The sequence below is a fragment of the uncultured Microscilla sp. genome (assembly GCF_947493425.1).
GTDB lineage: Bacteria > Bacteroidota > Bacteroidia > Cytophagales > Microscillaceae > Microscilla.
This window is the reverse complement of record NZ_CANLRP010000020.1, coordinates 36,523-61,698: the sequence shown is the minus strand read 5'-3', so window position 1 is coordinate 61,698 and position 25,176 is coordinate 36,523. Positions and strand designations below refer to the sequence as shown.

Here is a 25,176-nt window from a genome sequence, read left to right as displayed (position 1 = left end):
ACAAACAAAAGCCAGTTAGTTCTGCCCTGATGTTTTGGGTGGAGTAAAGTGGTTTACGGACAAATCGTGGCAAAAAAATGCTTTAAATTGCTATTAAACCCAGTCTTTTCAGCGGTTTTGCTGTTTTTAACAAGGATTGTATTATATTTAACCTAAGTAATTATACCTACTAAATAATTCAAACCATTGAACTTTATCTCTTCTCAAATTTTTTAATGTTGATTGGTTGCCTGTTGTGAAATAGAAGGTTATGAAAAACTTGGTGTTATATTTAGCTCTTTTCTTGTTGCAGGTCAATTGGCTTATTGCGCAAAATCAAGCCAAAATCGATTCTCTTAAGGCATTGTTAAACACCCATGTAGCTGATACCCAAAAAGTAAACATTTATAACAAGCTTGCCGGCCTTTATCAAAGAAGCGATTCTGCCCAGGTAGCCTATTACACCTCATTATCTATCCCACTTGCCAAAAAACTGCACTTTACCCAAGGGTTAAGCCGGGCTTACTACTCTCTTGCCTGGGTGACGATGGTACATGGACATTATGCAGCAGCCCTTGACTTGTTTAAACAATCGTTGGGTTTTGCCCAAAAAATCGCCAACAAAAGGGGAATAGCTGACGCTTATAATGGTTTGGGCATAGTACAGATGTATCATTCAGATTATACCGCAGCCTTGGCATACCACAAAAAATCATTGAACATTAATATTGAACTCGATGATCTAACAGGGCAAAGCTACAGTTATAATAACATAGGAATGATATATGACAGCCAAGGCAAATATTCATTGGCATTTTATTACTATCAAAAATCTGTGGCAATTAAGCGAGGCTTAGGTGATATAGGCGGATTGGCAGTAGGTTATAACAACATAGGAAATATATATACTGCTGATAACAATCAGCGCAAAGCCCTGAAGTATTACAAACAATCTTTGAAGTTGTTTCAAAAAAATAATGATAAAAGAGTGGCTTATATCTATATCAACCTGGGTGATACTTACCGAAAGCAAGGAAATTTTACTAAATCTTTAGAATACACCCGCAAAGCTTTGCAATACTTTCAAAAACAACAAAACAAAGCCTATGAAGCTGAAATTCATAAAGCCTTTGGAGAACTCTATGTCACATTTAATAAAAATACACTCGCCCTTGAGCATTTAAATAAAGCACTGACTTTGAGTAAAGCACATCAACAAAGCGAGTTACTAGTAGCAATTTATGCCTTATTGGGCAAGGCGTACTATCAACAAAAGCAATATGCTTCTACTATTGATTACCTTGTAAAAGGAGTAACCTTGGCAAAAGCCAATAGCAGATGGGAGTACCTAAAAGAATGTGCTTTATTATTGGCGAAGGTATATAAAGCTGAAGGAAACTATAAAAAAGCTTCAGAGTATCAAGAAATAGGGTTGCAAGCTACTGACAGTGTGATGAATACAAGTGTACAAATCAAACTCAGTGATTTTGAAGCCTTTTATGAGTATGAACAGGAAAAGGATTCTTTGCGCTTGTTGCAAAAACAAAAACAACAAGAGTATGCTGCGCACATAGCTGCCCAACACGCCAACCAACAAATCACTTACCTGGGGTTAGGGTTGGTATCAATTTTACTTTTAAGTGTATTGTTTTTTTACAGACAAAAACAGCGCAACAACCAAAAGTTAAATAAAGCCAATAGTGAATTACATACTGTAAATACTGCACTGCTTGCCGCCAAAGATGAGGTAGACGGGGTAAATGTTACCCTGCAGGAAATGCTGGAAACTATAGAAAAACAAAATGATGACATATTAGACAGCATTGTGTATGCCCAAAGAATTCAAAAAGCTGTATTACCGCTCGAAAAGAGAATAAAAGAATACTTGCCCGAATCGTTTGTGTTTTTTAAACCCCGCGATATAGTTTCGGGTGATTTTTATTGGTTTGAAGAGGTTAACAACAAACAGTTTATTATAATGGCTGACTGTACCGGGCATGGGGTGCCAGGAGCTTTTATGACCATGCTGGGCATTCAGGCATTGAACAACATTATTATCCAAAATAAGATTTATGCACCTGAGCAAATATTACATACTTTAAATCAAACCTTTCATACCCTGCTCAACAACAAAGGCTCGGCTATGCACGACGGAATGGATGTGGTGGTGAGTGTGATTGACAGGCAGGCAAAAAAAATGCATTGTGCGGGTGCCAACAGCCCTTTAATTGTTATTCAACAAGGCAAAGCCCAAGAGATCAAGGGAGGCATCCATAGTATTAATGGGTATCAAAGAGAAAATGCGCTGGTCAAGTTTATTGCGCACACCTTTGATATTTCTACACCTACCACTTTTTACCTGTATTCAGATGGTTTTCAAGACCAGTTTGGAGGAAGAGAAGGTAAAAAGTTTATGAAAAAACGTTTTCGTGAATTATTGGGCAGTATAGCCAGCCAACCAATGATAAAGCAACGCCAAATATTGCAAACTACCCTAAACGATTGGATGGAAACGGAAGCATTGGATGGAATGTTGCCCTATGAGCAAGTAGACGATATTTTGGTGATAGGGGTAAGGGTGTAGCATATTAATCTATCACTTGTCCGTTTTTATACATCCCGCTATCACTTTAGTTTTCGTAAGCATACATCTAGAAAATAAGAGAGCGTTCATTGAACTGTGCTTTTTGAAAAACTCAATGCTGACAATCAATGAGTTATACTTAAACAAAAATGGTTTTGAGGATGGATTTTGACTAATTGTCTGAATACCAACATTAATCAATCCTGTAAATCCTAAAACCGAGTCTATTTATAAATCCCGACTCATCGGGGCAGCTTGCTGTGACGAGCTCACCGCAGGTAATCACTTTAATCCTAGTATAAAAATCATCAACACAATTTTGTGAACGTCACCGAAAATAAACCCATTGATCTTTGGTCTTTTCAAATATAATATCGTATTCAAAGGTAGGGTGGTTCTACTCTACCCAGCTTTTGTCAAAAGTACCATCATCGCCTCAGCTCGTGTCTCCACGAGCTGATCGAAACCTTGAAAAACACTGTTCTCAGACGCTATGATGAGGTGATTTGTGGAGACACAAACCGAGGCGAAAAAATAGTAAGGTATAGTAGGGTGGTTCAAAGAAATGTCAACCTTGTTTTTTAATACAGCAAATACTTAGTTAGGTACTTCACTATCAATATACTGTATTGATAAGGCAGCTCATCCATCGATAGTACTTTGAACTGGTGCCCAGTGCACTAGGTTTACACCTTTATTTTGAGTTTGTTATCAAAATCTTTTAAGTTGCAAGCCTTCTAAAAGGAAAGATTATTGCTCAAACGTTTGTAAAGCCCTCACCTGTCTGTAGTATTCTTACCCAGTATTTTTCAAAGTTTTTACCCAAAACCCCGTACCAATTTATATGAGAGTAAGCATAATGTATCTCATTACAGCTTTTTCTGTATGTCTATCATTAAATATACAAGCACAACCTGTTTTCACAATAAAGTCAGGCACCACAACCTACTTGCCTGCAAGCGCAGCATTTTATTATGAAGATAAAACAGGTGCTTTGAACTTGGCAGAAGTACAAAAAAAACACTTTACCCCCAATCAGTCCAACTCTCTCAACTTTGGTTATACCTCCTCTACTTATTGGGTTCGTCTGAAGCTTCACAACGAGACAAACTACAACGACTGGCGTTTGTTTAGCTCCATTGCTTACCACAATTATTTAGATTTTTGGATAAAAAAAACAGCTGATACTTGGCACCATGTACAAACTGGGTGGCTTTATCCTTTTACCTCTAGGGGTAATTATGAGCACAACGGCTTTGTGTTTCCTTTAGATTTGTCTGGTGGGCAAACCTGTACTGTGTACTTTCGTCTCAAAGGCTACGACCCTTTAACTTTCCCCCTAGAGCTTTTGCGTAAAGATACATTAAGTCAGCGATTACAAAAGGAGAACCTCTATTATGGGATTTATTTTGGAATATTACTGGTAATGTTGCTTTATAACTTGTTTGTTTTTGTAACCCTGCGTGACAAAACTTATGTGTACTATGTACTGTATATTTTGTGTATGCTCATCATTTTCTCTAGCTCTACAGGCTACTTATTTCGTTATGTACACCCCAATATTCCCATCATCAACCTCTACTCAGCCCGACTCACCATGGGTCTTATTGTAATTACAACCTCTTTGTTTACTATTTACTTTTTAGAAGTACCAAAGTATAGCACACTACTTTATAAGGTTTTTAAAATAGATATGGGGTTAGCGCTCTTAGCAATGTTACTCACAGGTACCGAACTTTACTCAGCTGCTACTAACGATCTATTGTCTTTGCACTCACCTTTGTTGTTGGTAGTAGGTATGGTGGCCTGGAGACGAGGCAATGAGTCGGCACGTTATTATGTGTTTGCCTGGGGGATTTTTTTAGTCGCCGCTACTTCTATTACCTTACGTAATGCTGGAGTATTGCCTATTAACTTAATCACCACCCATGCCGTAGAAGTAGGTTCAGCCATAGAGATTGTATTGCTTTCATTGGCGCTTGCCGATCGTTACCGTATTTTACGCAAAGAAAAAGAAGCTGCTACCCAACAAGCACTGGAAGTGCAAAAACGAGCCACCGAAGAGTTGGAAGTAAAAGTAATGGAAAGAACCCACGAGTTGAGCGAAAGCAATGTAGAGTTGCGACAAATCAACGAAGAACTAGACGCAACCCTGCATACTGTGCAACTGCAAAAGGAAGAAATAGAAGAGCAGCACCAACAAATACAAGCAAGCATCAATTATGCCCAGCGCATACAAAAAGCCATTTTACCCCTGGAAGAACGCATGCACCAGTTGTTGCCCCAACACTTTGTCTTTTATAGACCCCGTGATGTAGTTTCTGGCGACTTTTACTGGTTTGAAGCTTGGCAACATAAAAAATTTGTCATTGTAGCCGATTGTACTGGGCATGGGGTACCCGGAGCACTCATGACTATGTTAGGCTCACAAGCGCTTACCAATATCATTGTGCATGAGCAAATTCATGAACCTCATCAAATATTGAGTGCATTGGGAGAGGTATTGCCCAAGTTGCTCAAAAGCCAAAATACATCGGTACACGATGGCATGGACATCGCTGTATGTGTCATTGATGAGCAGCATAAACACTTACATTTTGCTGGTGCCAAGTCGCCACTTGTATTGATACAAAATAAAGAAATTCAACTAATACCCGGCGATCTGTTTAGCATCAATAGTTATCGCAAAAGAAACCATGAGGTAATGCCTTATACTACCCACACCTTTGACATATCATTGCCTACTACATTCTACATGTATTCAGATGGTTTTCAAGACCAGTTTGGAGGGCCCAAAGGTAAAAAGTTTATGCGGGCAAAGCTCAGAGAATTGTTGCTGAGTATTTCGGAACAACCAATAGAGCAACAAAAGCAATCTGTTGAAAAAGCACTTACTCAGTGGATGAAAGGAGGAACCGATGGTAAAGCTCCTTACAGGCAAATAGACGATATTTTGGTAGTGGGAGTAAGGGTGTAATCAGGACGATATAAAAAGCCGTAAAAACGTAGAAAACACAGGTATAATTATTGTCACTCGTTCGTTAATAATCACAAGGCTTATATAAATCGATCTTTACTTTATGTTATTCGTGTTTTTACTCAGGCTTAAATCATTAAACAAATACCTTTCTTCTTATTACCTCAAGTTATTTTTCTGCTGTGCTGTATTGTTGTGGGTAGCTGCTACCCCAATATTAGCCCAGGCTCCTTTTGTATTACAACAAAATCAAACTTACTCACCATCTAAACAAGCCGTTTACCTTGAAGATAAGCGCGGAAAGTTAACTTTTGAGCAGGTACAAAACAAACAATTTATACCAAGTAAAAAAGCGTCACTTAACTTTGGTTATACTTCTTCGGCTTATTGGGTACGTTTACGGCTACGCAACGAAACAGTACATAACGATTGGCGAATTTTAAGTACCATTACTTATCACAACTCCTTGGGTTTTTGGGTCAAAAACGACAAAGAAGACTGGACGCATCACCAAACAGGGTGTGTATACCCTTTGTCATCACAGGGCAATCAGGAGCATATCGGTTATGTATTTCCATTAGACCTGCCAAAAGGCAAAGTAGTTACTGTTTATTTCAGGCTCCAAAGTTTTGCTCCACTGACATTTCCGTTAGAACTTGTGCGAAAAGAAGCGCTAGATATTCGTTTTCAGGCAGAAAACCTCTACTATGGAATCTACTTTGGTATTCTCATCGTAATGATGCTCTATAACTTTTTTATCTTTATTACATTACGCGACAAAACCTACATTTACTATGTGCTATACATAGTATGTATGCTTATTATCTTTTCAGGGTCTACTGGCTATTTGTTTCGTTATGTGCACCCCAATTATCCTATCCTTAATCTATACGTAGCTCGACTCACTATGGGCTTGATCGTCATCACTACTTCGCTTTTTACGATCCATTTCTTAGACATTAAAAAATACAGTCGCCTGGTTTACCGCTTGTTTTTGATTGATATGGGGTTGGCGCCAGTGGCAATGTTGCTCACCGGATTTGAAATATATTCTCCTGCTACCAATACCTTATTATCATTACACTCTCCTTTTTTATTGGTGGCAGGCATTGTAGCTTGGCGTAAAGGGCATAGCTCTGCCCGTTATTATGTCATTGCCTGGAGTATTTTTCTGATAGGTGCTATTTCTATTACTTTAAGAAACGCAGGTGTGTTGCCTGTAAACAATATTACCAATCATCTGGTAGAAGTAGGCTCCGCCATCGAAATTGTATTGTTGTCGCTGGCTTTGGCAGATCGATATCGTATTTTAAGGCTCGAAAAAGAAGCTGCTACCCGTAAAGCCCTTGATGTTCAGAAGCGTGCCACCGAAGAGTTAGAAGTAAAAGTGCAAGAGCGTACCTATGCACTTCAGGAAGCCAACGAAGAAATCAAAACAATCAATTCTTCTTTAGAGCGGCAGCGTGATGACATTGTAAGCAGTATTACTTATGCTCAGCGTATTCAGAAAGCGATGTTACCTTCTGAAAACCGCATGAAAAAATATTTACCTGAACATTTTGTGATATTTAGACCTCATAGCATTGTTTCAGGCGATTTTTATTGGTTCAAAGAAGTAGAGCAAAAACAGTTTGTCATAGTAGCCGACTGCACCGGGCATGGGGTGCCAGGGGCTTTTATGACCATGTTGGGCTTTCAAGCAATTACCAATACTGTAGTACAAAAAAAAATATACCAACCTGACCAAATATTAAATGTGCTTGATCAGGCGTTGCGTAAGATTTTGAATAGTGAAGGAGCTTCTATTCGCGATGGAATGGACATTGTGGTATGTCAAATAGACAAAGAAAAGTCAGCACTGCATTATGCAGGTGCTCAAAATCCCCTCATTTTAGTCCAAGATAATGAACTGCGAGAAGTGAAGGGGGATAACTACAGCATTAATGGCTATAGAAAAAACGAAAGTGACCAGAGGCAATTTACCTTGCATACATTCGATATTTCTACCCCCACTACTTTTTATGTATATTCAGATGGTTATCAAGATCAGTTTGGCGGCGAGCAAGGACGAAAGTTCATGAAAAAAAGGTTTAGGCAACTGTTAGGTACCATTGCCCACAAACCTGTGAAAGAACAAAAGCAAATACTTGAAGCTACTCTTGATGAGTGGATGCACAGCAATGGTAAAACCTACAAGCAAATAGACGATGTACTGGTAATGGGCGTCAAAACAGGTAAAGGTAGCTTCTAAACACTGATTTACTCATTCCATTTGTTTGGCTTCTTCCCAAAATACATCCATTTCGGCCAGTGTCATATCAGCCAATTGTTTTCCTTGTTTTTGGGCTTGAGCTTCAAGGTAGGTAAAACGCTTGATAAATTTTTTATTGGTACGTTCCAAGGCAGCTTCAGGCTCTATATTGATAAAACGGGCATAGTTAATCAGGGCAAACAGCACATCACCAAACTCTTGCGCTGCTTTCTCAGCATCAATTTTTTCGTTTTCTGCCACATTAAACTCCTCCTGAAACTCCTGCAGCTCTTCTTCTACTTTTGCCCATACTTGCCGTTTGTCATCCCAGTCAAAACCTACCCCTCTTACTTTTTCCTGAATCCGAAAAGCTTTTACCATCGCAGGCAACGACTTGGGGACACCAGCCAATACCGATCGATTTCCTTCTTTAAGTTTGAGCTGTTCCCAATTACGCTTGACGTCTTCTTCTGAGTTTATTTTTACATCACCATAAATGTGTGGGTGTCGTTTGATAAGTTTTTCACACACACCATTGAGTACATCGGCTATGTCAAAATCATTGGTTTCAGCACCTATTTTTGAGTAAAACACCAAGTGCAACATCAAGTCACCCAACTCCTTTTTTACCTCGGTCAAGTCTTTCTCAAGAATGGCGTCCGATAATTCATACGTTTCTTCTATAGTCAGGTACCGCAAACTCTCCATCGTTTGTTTTTTGTCCCAAGGGCATTGCTCCCTTAGCTCGTCCATAATGGTGAGCAATCGGTCAAAAGCCTTCAGTTGTTCTGCTCTGTTGTTCATAGTAAAGTTCTCTATTGATCTACGTTGCAAAGTTACATGTAACTCAAAACAAACCACATGAAAAAAGCAAAAGGTTCAACCACTGAGTGACTGAACCTTTTGCCTGAAATAAAGATCAAAGCCAGGGGCCTATTCTCCTTTATAAGCTGAGGCATTGAATAAATGGATATTTTGATCGAATGCCATCACCTCTTGAAATGTTTTTTTGGGAAACTTTCGCATGTATTTTTGTACAATTTGCCAGCCAACCCACCAACCTATTTTACCTGGACATTCTTTGCCTACTCCTACCTCGGCAGTATAAGGGCGCTCGCCCATATATGCCCGTTTTTTTCGTACCGACTTTGCAAATAAAACCTGTTTCTCTACAAAGTGTCCCCAAATTACCTTGCGGTTATCTTTGTCGTTTACATTAGCCAACTGGCGAGCCGTAAAACCAGTAATGAGCGAATCATGTGTACAAGGCATCATTGTTTTTACAAACTGTAGTTCTTTGCCGCGAGTCACCATATCGGCCACCAATGTATGATCATTTACATCTATTTTGTTATAAGTACGTGAAACAGCCTGAACAATGACTGGTACAATATACTCTGGCGCATACCTGCGTTGAATATAGTAAGGTTCCTTGGGTTTAAATTTGGCATTTAAGCCTGAGAAGTAATCAGGACTGATAAAAATAACCTCATCATCCATATAAATATCTCGTCCAAAAAAACTTCCGATGCCTGTCATAGCCATCTTTACTTGAGGTATTTTAAAACTAGGATAGTAATATTTGATGTGTTTGAATGCTTCGACTAACTCTTGCCTTAATTTGTCATAGTTGCCAAAAACCGATTTTACTTGAGTGTACAATGAATCCATATAAGGCTCCTTGGCAAAAGCCACCAAAGCTTTTACTACCTTTTGCTCTCCAACCCGTTGTAAGTTGGCAAACTTTTGGGCAAAGCCAGGGTTCTTTTTTATAAACTCTTTTGCTTTTGCTTCAGTGTCGAGCGTCATCAATTGGGGGTTCAGGTCTTTTATTTCAATTTTTACCTGAATATTTGACAAATCAAGGTCATCTGCACAACCATCTGTTTTGCTTGAGGTACAACTGCCCAGCATACTTAAAGTTGCACATACAATCAACCAACCAATCTTAAAGCATCGTTGGGCAAATATTTTATAAAAAAGGGAGTACATATTTAAAAAAATTAGTAGTGCTTGACTTTCAATGAAAAAATATAACTGCACAAAAGTGCATTAGATTGGGTAGGTAATAGCCTTGCTTGAACACCGTGTTAAAATAAGTTGATTTTCATAGCAAAATGTCAAAACAAAAATGGAGAGTGGTAGCAAGTGTGTTGCTGAAAACACAAAATTCCAAACCTTAGTCTCTTCATAAGAGGAAAACTCTTATCTAAAAACTAAGATTTGGAATATTATTTTTGATTATTGTTGAAGCTCTAACTCCTCGCTATGACGATTGTAAAACTTAAAGTTTGCCAATGGAAGCGCTGAATCTTTAAGTAATTTTACCCATCTTCCGTACTTAAATAACCATTTTACCCTTTTAGACATCAGTCCGCCTTTGGTAAAATAGGCATATAAATAAGGATGCAATGCTATGGTAACCTTTTTTTCATTTTGTTTGTTCAAAACATACTCAAGGTTACTCTCGATTAGGTCAGAAACTAAAATAGTAGCTTCTACTTTTCCTGTACCTCCACAAGACGCACAAGTCTCGCGAGTAGTAATATTCATCTCAGGACGTACCCTTTGTCGGGTAATTTGCATTAAACCAAACTTGGTAAGAGGAAGAACGGTAGATTTGGAACGATCCTGTTTTAACTGTTCTTTGACAAATTCATAGACTTTACGTTTGTTTTCCACTTTTTTCATGTCTATGAAATCAATGATAATGATTCCTCCCATGTCGCGTAGCCTCAATTGCCGGGCAATCTCTTTGGCTGCTTCCATGTTTACGTTTAGTGCGGTGTTCTCCTGATCTTGCTCTACATTAGACTTGTTGCCACTGTTGACATCAATTACATGTAAAGCCTCAGTGTGTTCAATAATCAGATAACCCCCTTTTGGTAAGCTAACTGATTTCCCAAAAAGTAACTTTAGTTGCTTCTCTATTTGATAATGTTCAAAAATCTTAGTTTTGCCCGCATGGAGTTTTACAATTTTCTCCTTGTCAGGGGCAATTTTACGGATATAAGATTTGATGTCACCGTGGATAGTTTTCTCATCTACTACTATGCTATCGAAGCTTTCGTTTAACATATCACGTAGAATAGAAGAAGCCCTATCCATTTCGCCAATTATTTTATCTCTTGGTTTGGCGTCTCTAAGCGACTTCATTCCATTTACCCAGATTTCTACTAAGCTTTTGAGATCTCTATCGAGTTCTGCAACTTCCTTCCCTTCGGCGTTGGTTCGGACAATAATTCCAAAATTGGCAGGTTTAATTGATGACATTAAGCGCTGTAAACGTTGGCGCTCTTCTTTGTTCGTGATTTTTTTGGAAATATTTACCGAATTTGAAAAAGGTACTAATACCAAATATCTACCTGCAAGTGATAATTCACAAGATAATCGAGGACCTTTGGTGGATATAGGTTCTTTGATTACCTGTACTAAAACCTGATTGTTACGGCTAAAAATGCTGGAAATTTTCCCAAGCTTATTAATTTCAGGCTTTAGCTTAAAATCTTGAAGTTTGTACGGTACATTTTTTTTTGCAAGTACGTCTTTGGTAAAGGTGTTGAGGGAACTGAATTTGGGGCCAAGGTCGAGATAATGCAAAAATGCGTCTTTATCATATCCAACATCAATGAATGCTGCATTCAAACCCTGTACTACCTTTTTTACTGTTCCAAGATAAATGTCACCTACCGTAAAGTTATTATCTTTTTCCTCAATATGGTATTCAACAACCCTTTTGTTCTTGAGAAGGACTATTCGTTCGCCTTTTTGAGTAGAATTGATAATTAATTCGTTACTCAAGGTATTTTACATTTTAGTTTATGAAAAAACATGTCCATAAAACTGCGCAGTTTTATGGACTAATCAAATATAAATAAATCTATCGTGTTTATTTCTTTTTGTGTCTGTTTTTTCTTAGACGTTTTTTACGTTTGTGAGTCGCGATTTTATGACGCTTTCTTTTTTTACCACAAGGCATATTTATATGTCGTTTAAAAATGAAAAAAATTATTTTAGTTGTTGAAGGTAACTACGTGCACCAGCTACTTTTGCTGAATCAGTACTTACTTTCTCTATGTTTTTGAAAATTTCAAGTGCTTTGAGTTTTTTGCCTGTTTCAACATAAGCCATTCCCAAATAGTATTGAGCATTCTCATTTTTAGGATTGAGTGACAAAAGTTTCTCAAATCTCTCAATAGCTTTGTCGTATTTACGAACTTGCATGGAGCGTTCGCCCAGAATAAAAAGAGCCAATTGGTTATTGGGGTCTTTTTTTATCACCTGCAATAGCATTTGTACGCCTTGCATAGGATTTTGTTTGTTGGGCACCATTAGGTAAGTCTGGGCCATTTGTGCTTTGGCATCAAGAAAATCTTCTTTTTGTTTAAGCACTTGGTTAAAATACCCACGGGCATTTTGTACTGACTTTTCTACTTTTGCCTGGTTTAACGCAAAACGCGCCGCAAACAAATAAGCATTTCCGGCTTGCATCCAGCTATTTATGCTGGGTTTCCATTCAGAAATCTTCGCTTTATAAAACGCTACACTGTCAAATTGGTTCGCACTTTTGAACAAATTTGCTATTGAATCGGCAAAGATAATCTTTTTTTCTTTATTTGTACTACTGCTAATTGCATTTTTCCAATTAGCAAGCTGGGTAAGTTGTTGTTTTGAAAGTGAAGGTTGGTTATGTGTTTCTTCTCCCATATTTTTGGGAGTGTCCGCTTGCTTACTTTTCGAAGGTTGTGTAACTTGTTTTTTTCCTTTCACAATGGCCTTAGGTAGTAAGTACATTCCAAAGATTAAGACCGAGGCCAGGGTAATAATCACTACTTGTGATCGAAGCATGTTTTTATTATTTCTTACTGTTATCGCTAATTTTTGCTTTTAACTTTGCGCTGTTTTTTATGCGCTCTATAAACACTTTTGAAGGTTTAAAGCTGGGTACATAGTGCTCAGGAATTGTCATGGCTTTATTTTTAGAAATATTTCGAGCAATTTTGGTTGCACGTTTCTTATTAATAAAGCTACCAAAGCCTCTTACATAAATGTTTTCTCCATTTTCCATGGAGTTTTGTATTACTTTGAAGAAAGCCTCAACGGTGATTTGTACTTTGTCTTTTTCAACACCCGTCTTTTCGGCTATTTCTGAAATTACCTCCGCTTTTGTCACTTGAACTAATGTTTAAATGGTACAATGAATTATATAATAAACTAGAAACCATAGGTTTACATTACTTGCAAATCTAATTTTTGATTTCCTAATAAAAAAGAATTTAGCCAAAAATAATTGATTCCTTGGTAGTTAGCTCATTTTAGTGAGTTTTTACTAAAAACCATCAAGTGACAATGTATTAATGTCATTTTTGATTGATATATTTATTTATGGCAATATTCCAAAATATGTCGCTGTAAGTAAGGCATTAATTTTTAGGCTGAAAGTTTTGATTCCATATTGTAAAATTTTGATATTTTAAAGTGAATCAAACTGTTTGAAAAACAACTTTATGATTATGCATTACTCTGTTTGGGTCATCAAAACAGCTAGGCGAAATGGGAGGTTTCTGACAGTTTTTTCACCTAAACACACACATTGACATAATTACTCTGGTACCTTAAGAGGTTTGCCAAAGCAATTAATTGTCCTGGTTCTATTCTAAGGAATGGTACCAAAATAAATTTACATTTTTAATCTCATCTTTTGAGGCTATACTTTGTTAAAAAATAGCCGAATAGCGCTGCTATTAGCCAATTTTTTGCCGCGTCTAGCAACAAAATATTTTATTAAACTATAGAAATTTATTTTTACACCATTCCTAATAGGATGTGCAAACTCAGGATGAAAATAGAGTGAAGCCTTTTTCTTAAACCTTATAAAGTTAAAAGTGTTTTAGATATTTGCCTTGTTTTTTTCAAAAAAACAAGGTTGTTATCACTTATAACTTACTGAATTAGATGGACAAACACCTTTTTGCCAATAGTATTCTCAATTGGTATGCCAAAAATAAGCGCGATTTGCCATGGCGCCATACAAAAGACCCTTACAAAATATGGTTGTCAGAAATTATTCTTCAGCAAACCAGGGTAAAACAAGGCTTGCCCTACTATCAAAAGTTTGTAGAGGCTTATCCGCTGGTACAAGATTTGGCGGGTGCCGATGAACAAAATGTATTGAGACTTTGGCAAGGCTTAGGTTACTATTCGCGGGCTCGCAACTTACACACTGCAGCTAAGTTTGTACACCACGAAAGGGGTGGTGTGTTTCCTGAGAGCTATCATGAACTCTTAAAAATGAAAGGTGTGGGTGACTATACCGCCTCAGCCATTGCCTCATTTGCTTATAACGAAAAGGTAGCCGTAGTAGATGGCAATGTTTTTAGAGTATTGGCGAGGGTGTTTGGTGTACACACCGACATAGCCAGCCATAAAGGTGCAAAAGAGTTTGGAGCCCTTGCTAAAAGTTTGTTACCTGACGAGCACACCGATGCTTACAACCAGGGAATTATGGAGTTTGGGGCATTACAGTGTACTCCCCAAAAGCCTGACTGTATGTATTGTCCTTTGCAAACTCATTGTGTAGCATATGCTGAGGGCAAACAAAAGGAGCTGCCTGTAAAAATAAAAAAAATAAAGGTGAAGAACCGCTACTTTCATTACCTCCTGTTTTTTTATAAAAACTCTGGGCAAACATTTGTGGCAATGAAACAAAGGGGAAGCAAAGACATTTGGGGTGGGCTATATGATTTTTGGCTGGAAGAACAACCCAAGTTGTTAAGCACCATTGATTTGCTGGACGTGATAAGTTTGCCACAAGCTCAGCTAAAAAAAATGGTAATAGGCGAAGAATCAGTGATTTATAAACATGTTTTGACCCACCAGCGCATACAGGCTAAGTTTCATAACATAGAAATAAAACCAGCCCAAAAAGATTTACCAATGTTTGACAAGTTACGCTTTTATGAAGTAGATGAGGTGGCAGCATTGCCTAAACCTGTTTTAATTGACAACTATTTGAATAAAGATTTTTTTTGAGTATTTTTATAAAAGTATTTTAATTTTGCGCCACAAAACCAAACATTAATTAATGGCTAGTTACAATAAAATTATCTTAATAGGACATTTGGGCGACGACCCTGCCGTTCGTGATTTTGAAGGAAGAAAAGTGGCTAACTTTTCTATTGCTGTAAATGCTTATACCAAGCCTGGGGAAGAACCAAAAACTGACTGGTTCAGGGTTTCGTTCTGGGGAAATAATGCTGAAGTTGTAGAAAAATACTTGAGAAAAGGTAATCAGGTATATGTAGAAGGCAGACTATCGACCCGAACTTATACCGATAATACTGGTCAAACTCGTTTTTCGTTGGATGTGCAAGGGCAAAACCTGACAATGTTGGGCTCTCGAAATGATAGTGGTGGTGAGGGTGGCTCTTACCAAAACCAAGGTGGAGGGCAACAACAGCCTGCTACGCAACCTCAAAACGAGAAGCGAGAAGCCTCTGACACGACTTTTAATGCCGATGAACCGGACGACCTTCCCTTTTAATTTAATCTGCTGGTAACTTGGACTCTGAAACTGAAAGTTTATTTTTTATAAATATATTACTGAACCTGGTTAGTGCTAACCTAATCTTTTATACAGCCAACTTTATTATTTTAGCTGTTTTGTTATTACTTTCCGGATTGATTTCAGGGTCTGAGATTGGCTTGTTTTCTCTGTCTTCCGAAGACTTAGACCGTTGTCAGGACAGTGAAAACAGTTCAGAACAATTGATTGTACAGTTGTTGAAAAAACCACAACGCCTTCTTGCTACTATTCTCATCTTTAATAACCTCATCAATGTAGCCATTGTATCCATTGCTACTTATCTTACCTGGGAGCTGGTAGGCACCCGCAACCCTCAGGGAGTAGTAATATTGACCCTCACTGTCATTGTAACTGTAGCCATTTTGTTTTTTGGAGAGTTATTGCCCAAGGTATATGCCAACCAAAAAAGCTTATTTTTTGTAAAACGTACTGCCAAGCTCATCAGTGTTGCTATGAAATTTTTTAACCCTTTATCGTATGTATTGATGCAAATGAGCAATGTAGTAGAAAAACGCATTAAAAAACGAGGGTATCCGGTAGATATTAAGGGATTGGAAGGGGTGATAGACCGAACAGATACTACCCACAAGCAACGCGAAATTCTAAAGGGTATTGTAAACTTTGGAACCATCACTGCCAAGCAAGTAATGACTTCGCGTTTGGCGGTGACTGCATTTGATATTAATACTGATTTTAGCGAGTTGCTTGAAAAAATACAGGAGTGCGGCTATTCTCGTATTCCAATTTATAGCGATACAATTGATAATATTAAAGGCATACTATATGTCAAAGATTTGTTACCTTTCCTTAATGCCAACGAGTCGTTCAAATGGTCAAAACTACTTAGAAAAACTTATTTTATTCCTCCCAATAAAAAAATAGATAAACTTTTACGTGACTTTCAAGAGAAAAGAGTACACCTGGCTATAGTGGTAGACGAGTACGGGGGCACTGCAGGGTTGGTAACTATGGAGGATGTAATAGAAGAAATTGTAGGGGAGGTAAACGATGAATTTGACGGGGATAGAGAGAAATTATATACCAAAATAGATGAAAATTCGTATTTGTTTGAAAGTAAAATCTCGCTCCATGATTTTTGCAAAATTCTGGGGATTAACAACAACTTTTTTGACGAAGTGAAAGGAGAAAGCGAATCGTTGGGAGGATTATTACTGGAACGATTTGCCCGTTTGCCCAAGCTCAACGAAAATATTGTGTACGATAAGTTTGAGTTTACAGTAGTGGCAATGGGAGTGCGTAAGATTAAGATTGTAAAAGTAGAAATACATGAAGATAACGATGATACAGACAATTAACAGGAATAAGGGTACTTTGCTTACTTTTTTTGTGTTTACTTCAATGCTGGGGGTACTTGCTGCTTGTGGGAGCGAAACCAGCGAATACAGTCCCAAACCCAGAGGTTATAACCGGATAGACTTACCCAAGAACAAGTATGTAAAGCTTAAAGAAAAAGCACCTTATACCTTCGAGTTATCATCTTATGCCAAAGTACGCCCCGATTCGTCCAGAATAGCTGAGCCTTATTGGTTTCACATCATTTATCCTCAGTTAAAGGCTGAAATACAACTTACTTATAAAAAAGTACCCAATAACAAAACCTTTGACGAGTTTATAGAAGACTCACACATGTTGCTCAACAAACACCAGGAACGGGCCTACTCTATTGACCCTTACACAATCAAAACCCCAAAGGGCAAAACAGCGGCTTTATTTGAGCTTTCGGGCGAAGTACCCAGTCAATTTCAATTCTATATTTCAGATTCTACCAGGCATTTCTTGCGAGGTGCTTTGTATTTTAGAACTGCCACCAAAAATGACTCATTAAAGCCGGTAATAGAGTTTATCAAAAAAGACATTATTCATATGTTAAATACCTGCGAATGGGTAGACAAGGTAGCGCAATAGTAAAACCTTCTTTTTTTGATACTGTCTTTGTGAATCAGCAACACATATTTCGTGTTCTTGCAGCAAAAATATTTTTATAATCTGCTTTTTTCATCTATTTTAACTCCCGTAAACTTCTTTCGAAGATAACTACTAATCTTATACAAATATGGTAAACATTAAAGTGGAAGTGGACAGCTATGAAAATGCTGAAAACTTAATAAAAACACTCAAACAGATGACGTTTGTGACAGCAGTCGAAATGGAAGACGAAGATGATAAAAACTTAAAACCTATGTCTGCCACTGATTTTTATAAGCGTATCAACGCCGCTAATTTGGCGCAAAAAGAAAACAGGTTGTTTAGTCAGCAGCAAATAACAACGGAGGTGGCATCATGGTAACAGCAAAGAAAGTATTCTGGGCAGAGTCTGCCAAAAAAGACTTGTACAACATTTACACCCGTTTGGCGGGCAAATCAATGGAAAGAGCCAAAGACACAATCAATGGTGTGTTGGCAGCTACCGAAGCGCTCAATACCAATTATCCACAAGGGGTACCTGAGCAATTGTTAAAAGCAGAAACTGACCCTTATAAATTTATTACGGTAGGTTTTTACAAAATTGTGTACAGCATAGTAGAAGAGACCATAGTGGTTGAAACCCTCTACCATGTAAGGCAAGATCCAGTGGTGGGTTAGTACTGTATATCTGCAAAATGATATAAACTACCAAAGCCGCATGACCAGTGATCATGCGGCTTTGGTGTTTTATAAAAGGCAATTATTGAGTAACTGTCCCTTAGTAAGTAGCAGCAAGCAATTAGCTATAAGCTACAAGTAAATATAACTCTCTCATAATATGATAGTTATACTTGAATATTAGGTATATTTAATTTTGTCTTGGTACATAATGCAGTCAAAATAACTTCCCCATTTTAACTGTATATTTTAGTCTCTATACATCGTTGAAAAATAGCCTAATAGCGCTGCTATTAGCCGACCATCCCTCAAGCTCGCTCAATATCCACTGGATATTGCCGTGCCTTGTCTAGCGAAAAAATATTTACTTAAATTTGCTGACATTATTTCGGCAACATTACTTAGTGATTATGCCCATCGCCTTTTGAATGTCCCTTAGGCATTGCTTTAGGTGCTTTACCTTTTTTAAAGTCAGTCAATTCCACATCAAACACCAGTGTAGAGTTGGCAGGGATGTCCTTACCCATAGCACGAGGCCCGTAACCCAGTGTAGAAGGCACCAATAAAATGGCTTTACTTCCTTTTTTTAACAAGGCAAGTCCTTCATCCCAACCACGAATTACTTGTTGTCTGCCCAGTATAAACTTAAAAGGCTGGTATTTTTTGGGGTTAGGTCCTTGGTATTTTCCACCTTTTTTGGCAGCTTCTTCTACATTGGTATCAAACAAGTTACCATTGGTAAGCTTACCTACATAATTGGTGTACACTGTATCATGTTTTTCTGGTCGCTCACCTGTTCCTTCTTCAGTAATCACATAGTACAAACCGCTTGGGGTAGACTTTGCTTTATCGGCCAACCCTTTTTCTTTGAGGTAGCTATGAATAGCAATAGAATCGTCACGGCGTACTTTCTGCAGAGCCTCTGTTTTGGCTTTTTCAATTTCAGCCATTGCTTCTGCGGCAGGTTTTACTTTGAGTATTTTCATAAAATACCTCACATAGGTGCCTTTAGGAAATGTAGGAGGCATAGGACGCCCCTGGTATTTGGCGGTAGAGTCGCTTGATACACCAATTACTACGCTGTCGCCTTCAGAAATATACTGCATGATTTCAGAAATGTCTCCTTTAAAGCGAGGTGGCTGATAAATGAAGTTTTTAATAGGCTCTTTTTCGTAGCTATTTTGTAAAACCGAATCTTTGTAGTTTTTTACAACCAAATGAAAGTCGATAGCACGATCAAACTTAAAAGCTTTGGCTGTATCGGGGTTATGGTTTATTACTTTATAATAAATTCCAGTGGGGGTTTGCTCAAAACCAGTAAAATCTTCTTTAGAAGACTGCTGGCTAGAATCATTGTTTTCATCGTTGCCTTTCTTTCCACAACTTGTCATAAAAAGCAACCCAAATAGCGTGAGGGCAGGCAAAATATAATACTTTCTCATTGTATAATTTAATGTTTAACTAATACAGTTTTTGGTTATTTACCAGAGGTGGTTGATAAAACCTCTGCAAAAGAATATTTCTTTATGAGATGGTTCACCAATTCAGGGGGCGAATTTAGGAGAAAAAAAGCAGTATTAAACAGAACTAAGCCATTATATTAGGGCAAAACTGCGTTGAAACTAATTTTTAACGTTTGCGTTCATACCTGTAAACCTAATTTTATCATTTAAATAACTTTATGAATAACATACCTCCCACAGGAAGTAATAATCAAATCACTCGTTTTGCTATTGGACTTATTATGCTGGTTGCAGGCGGCTACATGCTACTCAATGCCATACATGTAGGGTATAGTTTTCACCACATATACCACATCAGAGGAGTAGGCACTTTTACTTCTGGTTATATTATGATTCCGTTCATGTTTGGTATAGGCATGATCTTTTATAACTCCCGCAATATGCTGGGTTGGCTACTACTTATCGGATCACTAGTAATGCTGATTGTAGGGGTCATTAGTAGTGTACAGTTTAGACTCTCACACATGACCGCATTTGAGCTAATGACGATTTTGGTGTTGATGGTAGGTGGGCTTGGCTTGTTTTTGAGTAGCTTACGCGGACTAAAGAAATAATACTACCCAATGTTTTTTGGACAATGCTTTGGGTTTTGGTCGTTCCACTTGTTTGGAACGACTTTTTTTTGTCTGCACCTTTACAACAATACTGGAATGTCAGCTCCTGGCAAGCCTTCCATTTCTATAGCCAATGTACCACTGTTAAATGCCTCAGTATAAGATTCTCCTACCCCTAACGCCTCATAAAAACCCACCGAAAACATTCGGGCACTGGTGTCTTCTATGGCATCACTCATGCCTATTACATAGGGTATATGTTGTTTGATAGCCTCTGCTTGTGCATCAGAGTAACAGGAGTTAAGCACTACACATTGTACATACTCTTTAGCCATTTCAAACAACCTACCCAACGCATTGCTTGTAAGTACTACAGGGTTGCCATTACTGCCATTGACTACAATGCCTTCGGCAAGCCCGGCATCAGTGCCCCCGTGCCCCGAAAAATGGACAATTTCAGGTCTTTCTTCTTTGATTCTTTGTCTAATGATACTATTATTCACCTGAGGCTCCATAATAAACTGAAAGTCATCCCGGTTACGCGACTTTTTCAGTGTATTTTGAATTTCCCTCATTTCATTACTTAATCTCAACACCGTAGTTTCTGCTGGGTTGGCACTCATAAATAGAATCTTACTCACCTGAGAAGGGGTGTCACTGGCGTTGTCAGCAATAGTGGGAATATTTGTAGGAGGGGTAAACGCATATTTCTGATCCATGATCTCTTCATTTTGAAGCAGTTGATCCTTCATTCTTTCCAATACTTCATTTATCCTGCTGACTAAGTGCGATTTTTCCCGGTGAAGTTTGTCAGTATCCATACTGGAAGATGACTGCATAAGCATACTAAACCTGAAAGCAATATCGATTGCCTCGTTTTCTTGATAAGTGCTGGGGGCTACCTCATTCATTTTTTGTATGGCTGGTTGAATTTGCCCGTTTGCCAGTAAGGTTTTTATATATTGAATCACGTTCATGCCTGGGTTCATTTTTTCTGTTGCCAATAAGCAATTTAAGTATTTTACTTAAAAAACAAACTGTTTGTACAGGCGAAAGTCAAGGCGTTATCATAACTTTTGCCAGTCTTTTGTTGTTATCAAAGCGTAACACTAAAAGACTGGCACCAAGTGAAAAATTCAGATTTGAAACGCATACTTGCTAAGCTTATGCTGGCCACTATATATTGTTGGGGTATTTGCCCAGTGGTTGCGCAAAGCACAGTAAAAGTAAGTGGGTATGTAAAAGACGCCAGCACTGGCGAAGACCTCATAGGGGCAACGGTACAAATAGCTGGTACCACCAAAGGTGTAATCACCAACGCTTATGGTTTTTATAGCATAGACTTACCTATTGATAGCATAAAACTAGTGTTTTCTTATGTAGGCTATACCTCGGTAATACGATCACTCCAACTGAGCCAAAGCCTGGTACTCAACATCAACTTACCCCCCCAACAAAAACAACTTGACGAAATAGTAGTAAAGGCCGATGGCTTGCGCGAAAAACTCAACTCTACCCAAATGGGGGTAGAAAAACTCACTGCCCAGGAATTAAAAACTATTCCGGTTATTTTTGGTGAGCTCGACATCATCAAAGCCTTACAGCTTAAGCCAGGGGTATCTTCTGGGGGCGAAGCTTCATCAGGTTTGTTTGTTCGGGGTGGGGGACCCGATCAAAACCTGGTGTTGCTAGATGAGGCACAAATTTATAATGCCGCTCATTTATTTGGGTTTTTTAGCATTTTTAACCCCGACGTGGTCAAGACAGTAGATTTGTATAAGGGTGATTTTCCTGCACAATTTGGTGGCAGGTTATCATCAGTATTGGACGTAAAAACGAGAGATGGCAACAAGCGAAAGTTTTCGGCAGCTGGAGGCATTGGGTTGATCTCGTCGCGGCTCACCCTTGAGGGGCCTATTCAAAAAGATAAATCATCTTTTCTGATTGCCGGAAGGCGCACTTATTTCGATGTGTTTACCCGTGCCATTAACCGTGCTAACGAAAGCAACGAAGACTTTAATCCCATTCCTGACTATTATTTTTATGACCTGAACGCCAAAGTAAACTATGAGTTAGGCAAAAAAGATCGCTTGTTTCTGAGTGGTTATTTAGGGCGTGATGTGTTTGGTTTCAAAGATGATAACTTCGATTTTTCGTTTAAGTGGGGCAATACTGCGGCAGCTTTGCGCTGGAATCACGTGTTTAATTCGGGGTTATTTTCCAATACTACCTTGTCTTATACCACCTATGAGTATGAAATAGCCAACACCTTTGATATTTTTAACTTTAGCCTGGGGGCAAACATTCAGGACTATAGCGCCAAGGTAGATTTTGACTATTTGCCCAATAACCAACACGTCATCAGGTTTGGGGCACACTACACCTACCACGACTTTACTTTGGGTAGGCTTCAGGCAGGCAGCTCTGACGGTTCTGTTGACTTTGGCAGCGAAACCCGTTTGAACGGAAACGAAGCTGCAATTTTTATTACCGATGATTATACCATCAACAATCATTGGCGGATCAATATGGGCTTAAGGTTGTCGGGTTTCGAGAACCAAGGGGAGACTTATGGAGGGTTTGAGCCACGTTTTTCGGTACGTTATAAGTTAAATCCTACGGTGTCGTTGAAGGCAAGCGCGGCACGTATGTTCCAATATGTCCACTTGGTGTCTAATTCCGGGGCTTCGTTGCCCACCGATATATGGTATCCTTCTACCAAACTGGTCAACCCTCAACGCTCTGACCAAGTGGCGATGGGTGGGAGCATTTTGTTGTTTGACGGCAAGCTGCTCATAAGCAATGAATTGTATTACAAAGACATGGACAATCAACTGGACTTGAAAGACGGGGCGCAGATCTTTGCCAACCCCAACTTAGAGAACGAGTTTGTGTTTGGGCGTGGCTGGAGCTATGGCAACGAGATTTATATAGAGAAAAAAGAAGGACGTACCACGGGGTGGATTGGTTATACACTCTCGTGGACTTACCGCAAGTTTGGGGCAAGTAATGGTAATTTACCAATCAACGGAGGCGCTCCTTTTTTTCCACGGTATGACCGTCGCCACGATATTTCAGTTGTGATTAGCCATAAGTTCAACGAACGGCTAACGTTTACTGTGGCTTGGGTATATTATACAGGTAATGCTATTTCGTTGCCACCTGGACGGTTTTTTCTGCAAGATGTAGTAGGCGGAAACCCTACAGTGGTGCCTCGTTTCCAACAACGCAACGATTTGCGTATGCCCAATTACCACAGGTTAGACCTGGGGTTGGTCTGGAAGTTTTTTCCGCGTTGGGGCGAGTCTGATTTGACTTTTAGCATTTATAATGCTTATAACCGCCTAAACCCTTATTTTATCTTTTTTGAAGAAATAAAAGACGCTAATACCAACCAAACCTTGGGCTTTCAAGCAAAACAAGTGTCTTTGTTTCCTGTGATACCGTCTGTTACCTACAATTTCAAATTTTAAGTATGTATGCTCAACATTCAATATAATTGTCGTTTTTCTGCCTTTTTATGGGTACCAATACTTACCCTTATCGGGCTGAGCGCCTGCGATAGTTTACAAAAAGACATTACTATTGACCTGCCACCTTATGCTCCCGAAATAGTAGTAGAATGTTATCTGGAGCACGGTAAACCTTATCGCTTGTTGCTCACCGAAAGTACCAATTATTTTGGGGCAGTAGAGTTACCACCTTTACCCCAGGCAAAAGTATCCATTGTACATAATGGGGTAGAGGAGGTGTTGAAGTTTGAGTCAGGATTTGACGCTAACAGCCGTAAATTTTATAATTATGCAGGTCGTACTATAGTAGACTCTACTGCAGGGGGCGACTATGCGCTCAAAGTAGAAGATGTCCTCAAGGGGCGTTTGGTGACGGGTGTAACCAGTTTTTTGCCAGCTCCTCAATTAGATACTATTGAGGCTCGCTTTAGAGATAAAGACACCACTGCTTTTTTGTTGGCTAAGTTTCAAGACAATGACCCTGAAAAACCCAATTATTATCGAATTATAATCAATAAAGATAGCCTTGGGGGAGAGCTTGCCACCGAGTTTTCATTTGAAGGTCGGTTCAAAACAGGCAACCAGATCACTATAGGCACAGGCTATAACTTCAGAAGTGAAGATACTGTTTTTGTTGCTATATATCATATTAAACGTGATTATTACGATTTTTTAGAAACCATAGAAGATGCACGTCAGGCAAACGGTAACCCTTTTGCTCAACCTGCGGTAGTAAAGTCGACCATCACCGGAGGCTTAGGGGTGTTTACTGCATTATCGTATGTCAGGCAACGCATAATTCTGAAAAAAAAGTGATTTTATTGGTTTGCTGGTAAAGTGTAGTCTATTCAATTGTTCCTGACTGAACCTTACCTATCAAGTGGTTAATTTTTTACAATACATTGGTCAATGCCTTTGCTATACTTGTATTATTAGTCAATAACAAATCAAAAACGATGATGGAACAAGGATTATTAGACAAAACAGGGAAGTCGTTGGAACACTGGATAGGAGTACTTGAGCAAACAGGCATAGACAAGCACAAAGCTATGATGGATTACCTCAAGTCAGAATATGGCTTTACCCACGGTTTCGCCAACTTTGTGGCGCTCAAAGCCCGTAAAGCTGATGCAGGCTCTATAGATGCTACCGATTTGCTTGCCGCACAATATAAGGGCAAAGAAGCACTGTTGCCTATTTATGAGCGATTGATTGAGGTGATAGAGACGTTGGGCAACGATATTACCCAAACCCCCAAAAAAACAGGAGTGAGCATTATTCGCAAAAAGCAGTTTGCCTTGATAAAACCCGCTACTAAAACCCGGATAGACCTGGGACTCAAAATTAAAGATAAACCTACAGGCGAACGACTGCAAGGGTCTGGACCTTTTGGTACGATGTGTACCCATCGGGTAAAAATCACTGATATAAATGAGGTAAACGATGAGTTGATTGATTGGCTCAGAGAAGCTTATCAAAGAGCAGGGTAGGTTTTTTGTATAAGGGTAAAGAGGGGTTAAAGAATACCCTCTAAAAGATAAAAAAACCAGTTGTTGAGTACTTTCAATAACTGGTTTTTCATTTTAGTAGTTTTACTTATAATCAAT

General features: G+C 38.7%; 20 protein-coding genes. 13 read left to right on the top strand and 7 right to left on the bottom strand.

Annotation, left to right across the window (positions count from 1 at the left end; genetic code table 11):
• Window positions 1–262 precede the first annotated feature (262 nt).
• The 3 genes from Q0954_RS08035 to Q0954_RS08025 all read left to right on the top strand — a co-directional run bounded on the left by Q0954_RS08035 (window position 263) and on the right by Q0954_RS08025 (window position 7,791).
• On the top strand, window positions 263–2,563 hold the full coding sequence (locus Q0954_RS08035) for a tetratricopeptide repeat protein (protein ID WP_299455714.1): 2,301 nt from the start codon (window positions 263–265) through the stop codon (window positions 2,561–2,563).
• 844 nt (window positions 2,564–3,407) lie between these two features.
• Window positions 3,408–5,540 carry a 7TM diverse intracellular signaling domain-containing protein gene (locus tag Q0954_RS08030; RefSeq protein ID WP_299455705.1) on the top strand — a complete coding sequence of 711 codons (2,133 nt, stop codon included), beginning with the start codon at window positions 3,408–3,410 and terminating at the stop codon, window positions 5,538–5,540.
• Between the two features lie 103 nt (window positions 5,541–5,643).
• On the top strand, window positions 5,644–7,791 hold the full coding sequence (locus tag Q0954_RS08025) for a 7TM diverse intracellular signaling domain-containing protein (RefSeq protein WP_299455704.1): 2,148 nt from the start codon (window positions 5,644–5,646) through the stop codon (window positions 7,789–7,791).
• 12 nt (window positions 7,792–7,803) lie between these two features.
• Here the strand turns inward: Q0954_RS08025 and mazG are convergent, their stop codons facing one another.
• The 5 genes from mazG to Q0954_RS08000 all read right to left on the bottom strand — a co-directional run bounded on the left by mazG (window position 7,804) and on the right by Q0954_RS08000 (window position 12,964).
• The gene (mazG, locus tag Q0954_RS08020; RefSeq protein WP_299455703.1) at window positions 7,804–8,595 is read right to left on the bottom strand and encodes a nucleoside triphosphate pyrophosphohydrolase; all 792 of its coding nucleotides are present in this window, start codon (window positions 8,593–8,595) and stop codon (window positions 7,804–7,806) included.
• Window positions 8,596–8,724: 129 nt separating this feature from the next.
• Window positions 8,725–9,783: a gliding motility lipoprotein GldB gene (gene gldB, locus Q0954_RS08015; protein WP_299455702.1), complete on the bottom strand. Its 1,059-nt coding sequence runs from the start codon at window positions 9,781–9,783 to the stop codon at window positions 8,725–8,727.
• A 249-nt stretch (window positions 9,784–10,032) separates the two neighbouring features.
• Window positions 10,033–11,592, bottom strand: coding sequence for an Rne/Rng family ribonuclease (locus tag Q0954_RS08010; protein WP_299455701.1), 1,560 nt, complete (start codon window positions 11,590–11,592; stop codon window positions 10,033–10,035).
• Window positions 11,593–11,799: 207 nt separating this feature from the next.
• Window positions 11,800–12,639, bottom strand: coding sequence for a tetratricopeptide repeat protein (locus Q0954_RS08005; protein ID WP_299455700.1), 840 nt, complete (start codon window positions 12,637–12,639; stop codon window positions 11,800–11,802).
• Window positions 12,640–12,646: 7 nt separating this feature from the next.
• Window positions 12,647–12,964, bottom strand: a complete 318-nt coding sequence (locus Q0954_RS08000) for an HU family DNA-binding protein (protein ID WP_004156552.1) — start codon at window positions 12,962–12,964, stop codon at window positions 12,647–12,649.
• A 782-nt stretch (window positions 12,965–13,746) separates the two neighbouring features.
• Here Q0954_RS08000 and mutY point away from each other — a divergent pair.
• From mutY to Q0954_RS07970, 6 genes are all read left to right on the top strand, one after another.
• Complete coding sequence (gene mutY, locus Q0954_RS07995; protein WP_299455699.1) at window positions 13,747–14,823, top strand: A/G-specific adenine glycosylase; 1,077 nt, start codon at window positions 13,747–13,749, stop codon at window positions 14,821–14,823.
• A gap of 52 nt (window positions 14,824–14,875) precedes the next feature.
• A complete protein-coding gene (locus Q0954_RS07990; RefSeq protein ID WP_299455698.1) occupies window positions 14,876–15,334 on the top strand; it encodes a single-stranded DNA-binding protein in 459 nt (152 codons plus the stop codon).
• Window positions 15,335–15,351: 17 nt separating this feature from the next.
• Window positions 15,352–16,692, top strand: coding sequence for a gliding motility-associated protein GldE (locus Q0954_RS07985; RefSeq protein WP_299455697.1), 1,341 nt, complete (start codon window positions 15,352–15,354; stop codon window positions 16,690–16,692).
• Window positions 16,676–17,302: a gliding motility lipoprotein GldD gene (gldD, locus tag Q0954_RS07980; protein WP_299455696.1), complete on the top strand. Its 627-nt coding sequence runs from the start codon at window positions 16,676–16,678 to the stop codon at window positions 17,300–17,302. The genes Q0954_RS07985 and gldD overlap by 17 nt, the downstream gene beginning before the upstream one ends.
• A 148-nt stretch (window positions 17,303–17,450) precedes the next feature.
• The gene (locus Q0954_RS07975) at window positions 17,451–17,684 is read left to right on the top strand and encodes a hypothetical protein (protein ID WP_004156558.1); all 234 of its coding nucleotides are present in this window, start codon (window positions 17,451–17,453) and stop codon (window positions 17,682–17,684) included.
• Window positions 17,678–17,980, top strand: a complete 303-nt coding sequence (locus Q0954_RS07970; RefSeq protein ID WP_299455695.1) for a type II toxin-antitoxin system RelE/ParE family toxin — start codon at window positions 17,678–17,680, stop codon at window positions 17,978–17,980. Before Q0954_RS07975 ends, Q0954_RS07970 begins: the two co-directional genes overlap by 7 nt.
• A gap of 401 nt (window positions 17,981–18,381) precedes the next feature.
• On the opposite strand, the gene Q0954_RS07965 is transcribed toward Q0954_RS07970, so the two are convergent.
• On the bottom strand, window positions 18,382–19,422 hold the full coding sequence (locus tag Q0954_RS07965) for an FKBP-type peptidyl-prolyl cis-trans isomerase (protein ID WP_299455694.1): 1,041 nt from the start codon (window positions 19,420–19,422) through the stop codon (window positions 18,382–18,384).
• Between the two features lie 239 nt (window positions 19,423–19,661).
• Here Q0954_RS07965 and Q0954_RS07960 point away from each other — a divergent pair, with 239 nt between their 5' ends.
• Window positions 19,662–20,057 (top strand): hypothetical protein, encoded by a 396-nt coding sequence (locus Q0954_RS07960; RefSeq protein ID WP_299455693.1) that lies wholly within the window; start codon window positions 19,662–19,664, stop codon window positions 20,055–20,057.
• Between the two features lie 80 nt (window positions 20,058–20,137).
• On the opposite strand, the gene Q0954_RS07955 is transcribed toward Q0954_RS07960, so the two are convergent.
• Window positions 20,138–21,061 (bottom strand): CHAT domain-containing protein, encoded by a 924-nt coding sequence (locus tag Q0954_RS07955; RefSeq protein WP_299455692.1) that lies wholly within the window; start codon window positions 21,059–21,061, stop codon window positions 20,138–20,140.
• Between the two features lie 123 nt (window positions 21,062–21,184).
• Here Q0954_RS07955 and Q0954_RS07950 point away from each other — a divergent pair, with 123 nt between their 5' ends.
• The 3 genes from Q0954_RS07950 (at window position 21,185) to Q0954_RS07940 (ending at window position 25,059) form a co-directional block, all read left to right on the top strand.
• On the top strand, window positions 21,185–23,530 hold the full coding sequence (locus Q0954_RS07950) for a TonB-dependent receptor (RefSeq protein WP_299455691.1): 2,346 nt from the start codon (window positions 21,185–21,187) through the stop codon (window positions 23,528–23,530).
• A 6-nt stretch (window positions 23,531–23,536) separates the two neighbouring features.
• Window positions 23,537–24,385: a DUF4249 domain-containing protein gene (locus Q0954_RS07945; RefSeq protein WP_299455690.1), complete on the top strand. Its 849-nt coding sequence runs from the start codon at window positions 23,537–23,539 to the stop codon at window positions 24,383–24,385.
• A 140-nt stretch (window positions 24,386–24,525) separates the two neighbouring features.
• Window positions 24,526–25,059 (top strand): DUF5655 domain-containing protein, encoded by a 534-nt coding sequence (locus Q0954_RS07940; RefSeq protein ID WP_299455689.1) that lies wholly within the window; start codon window positions 24,526–24,528, stop codon window positions 25,057–25,059.
• The last annotated feature ends 117 nt before the right edge of the window (window positions 25,060–25,176 follow it).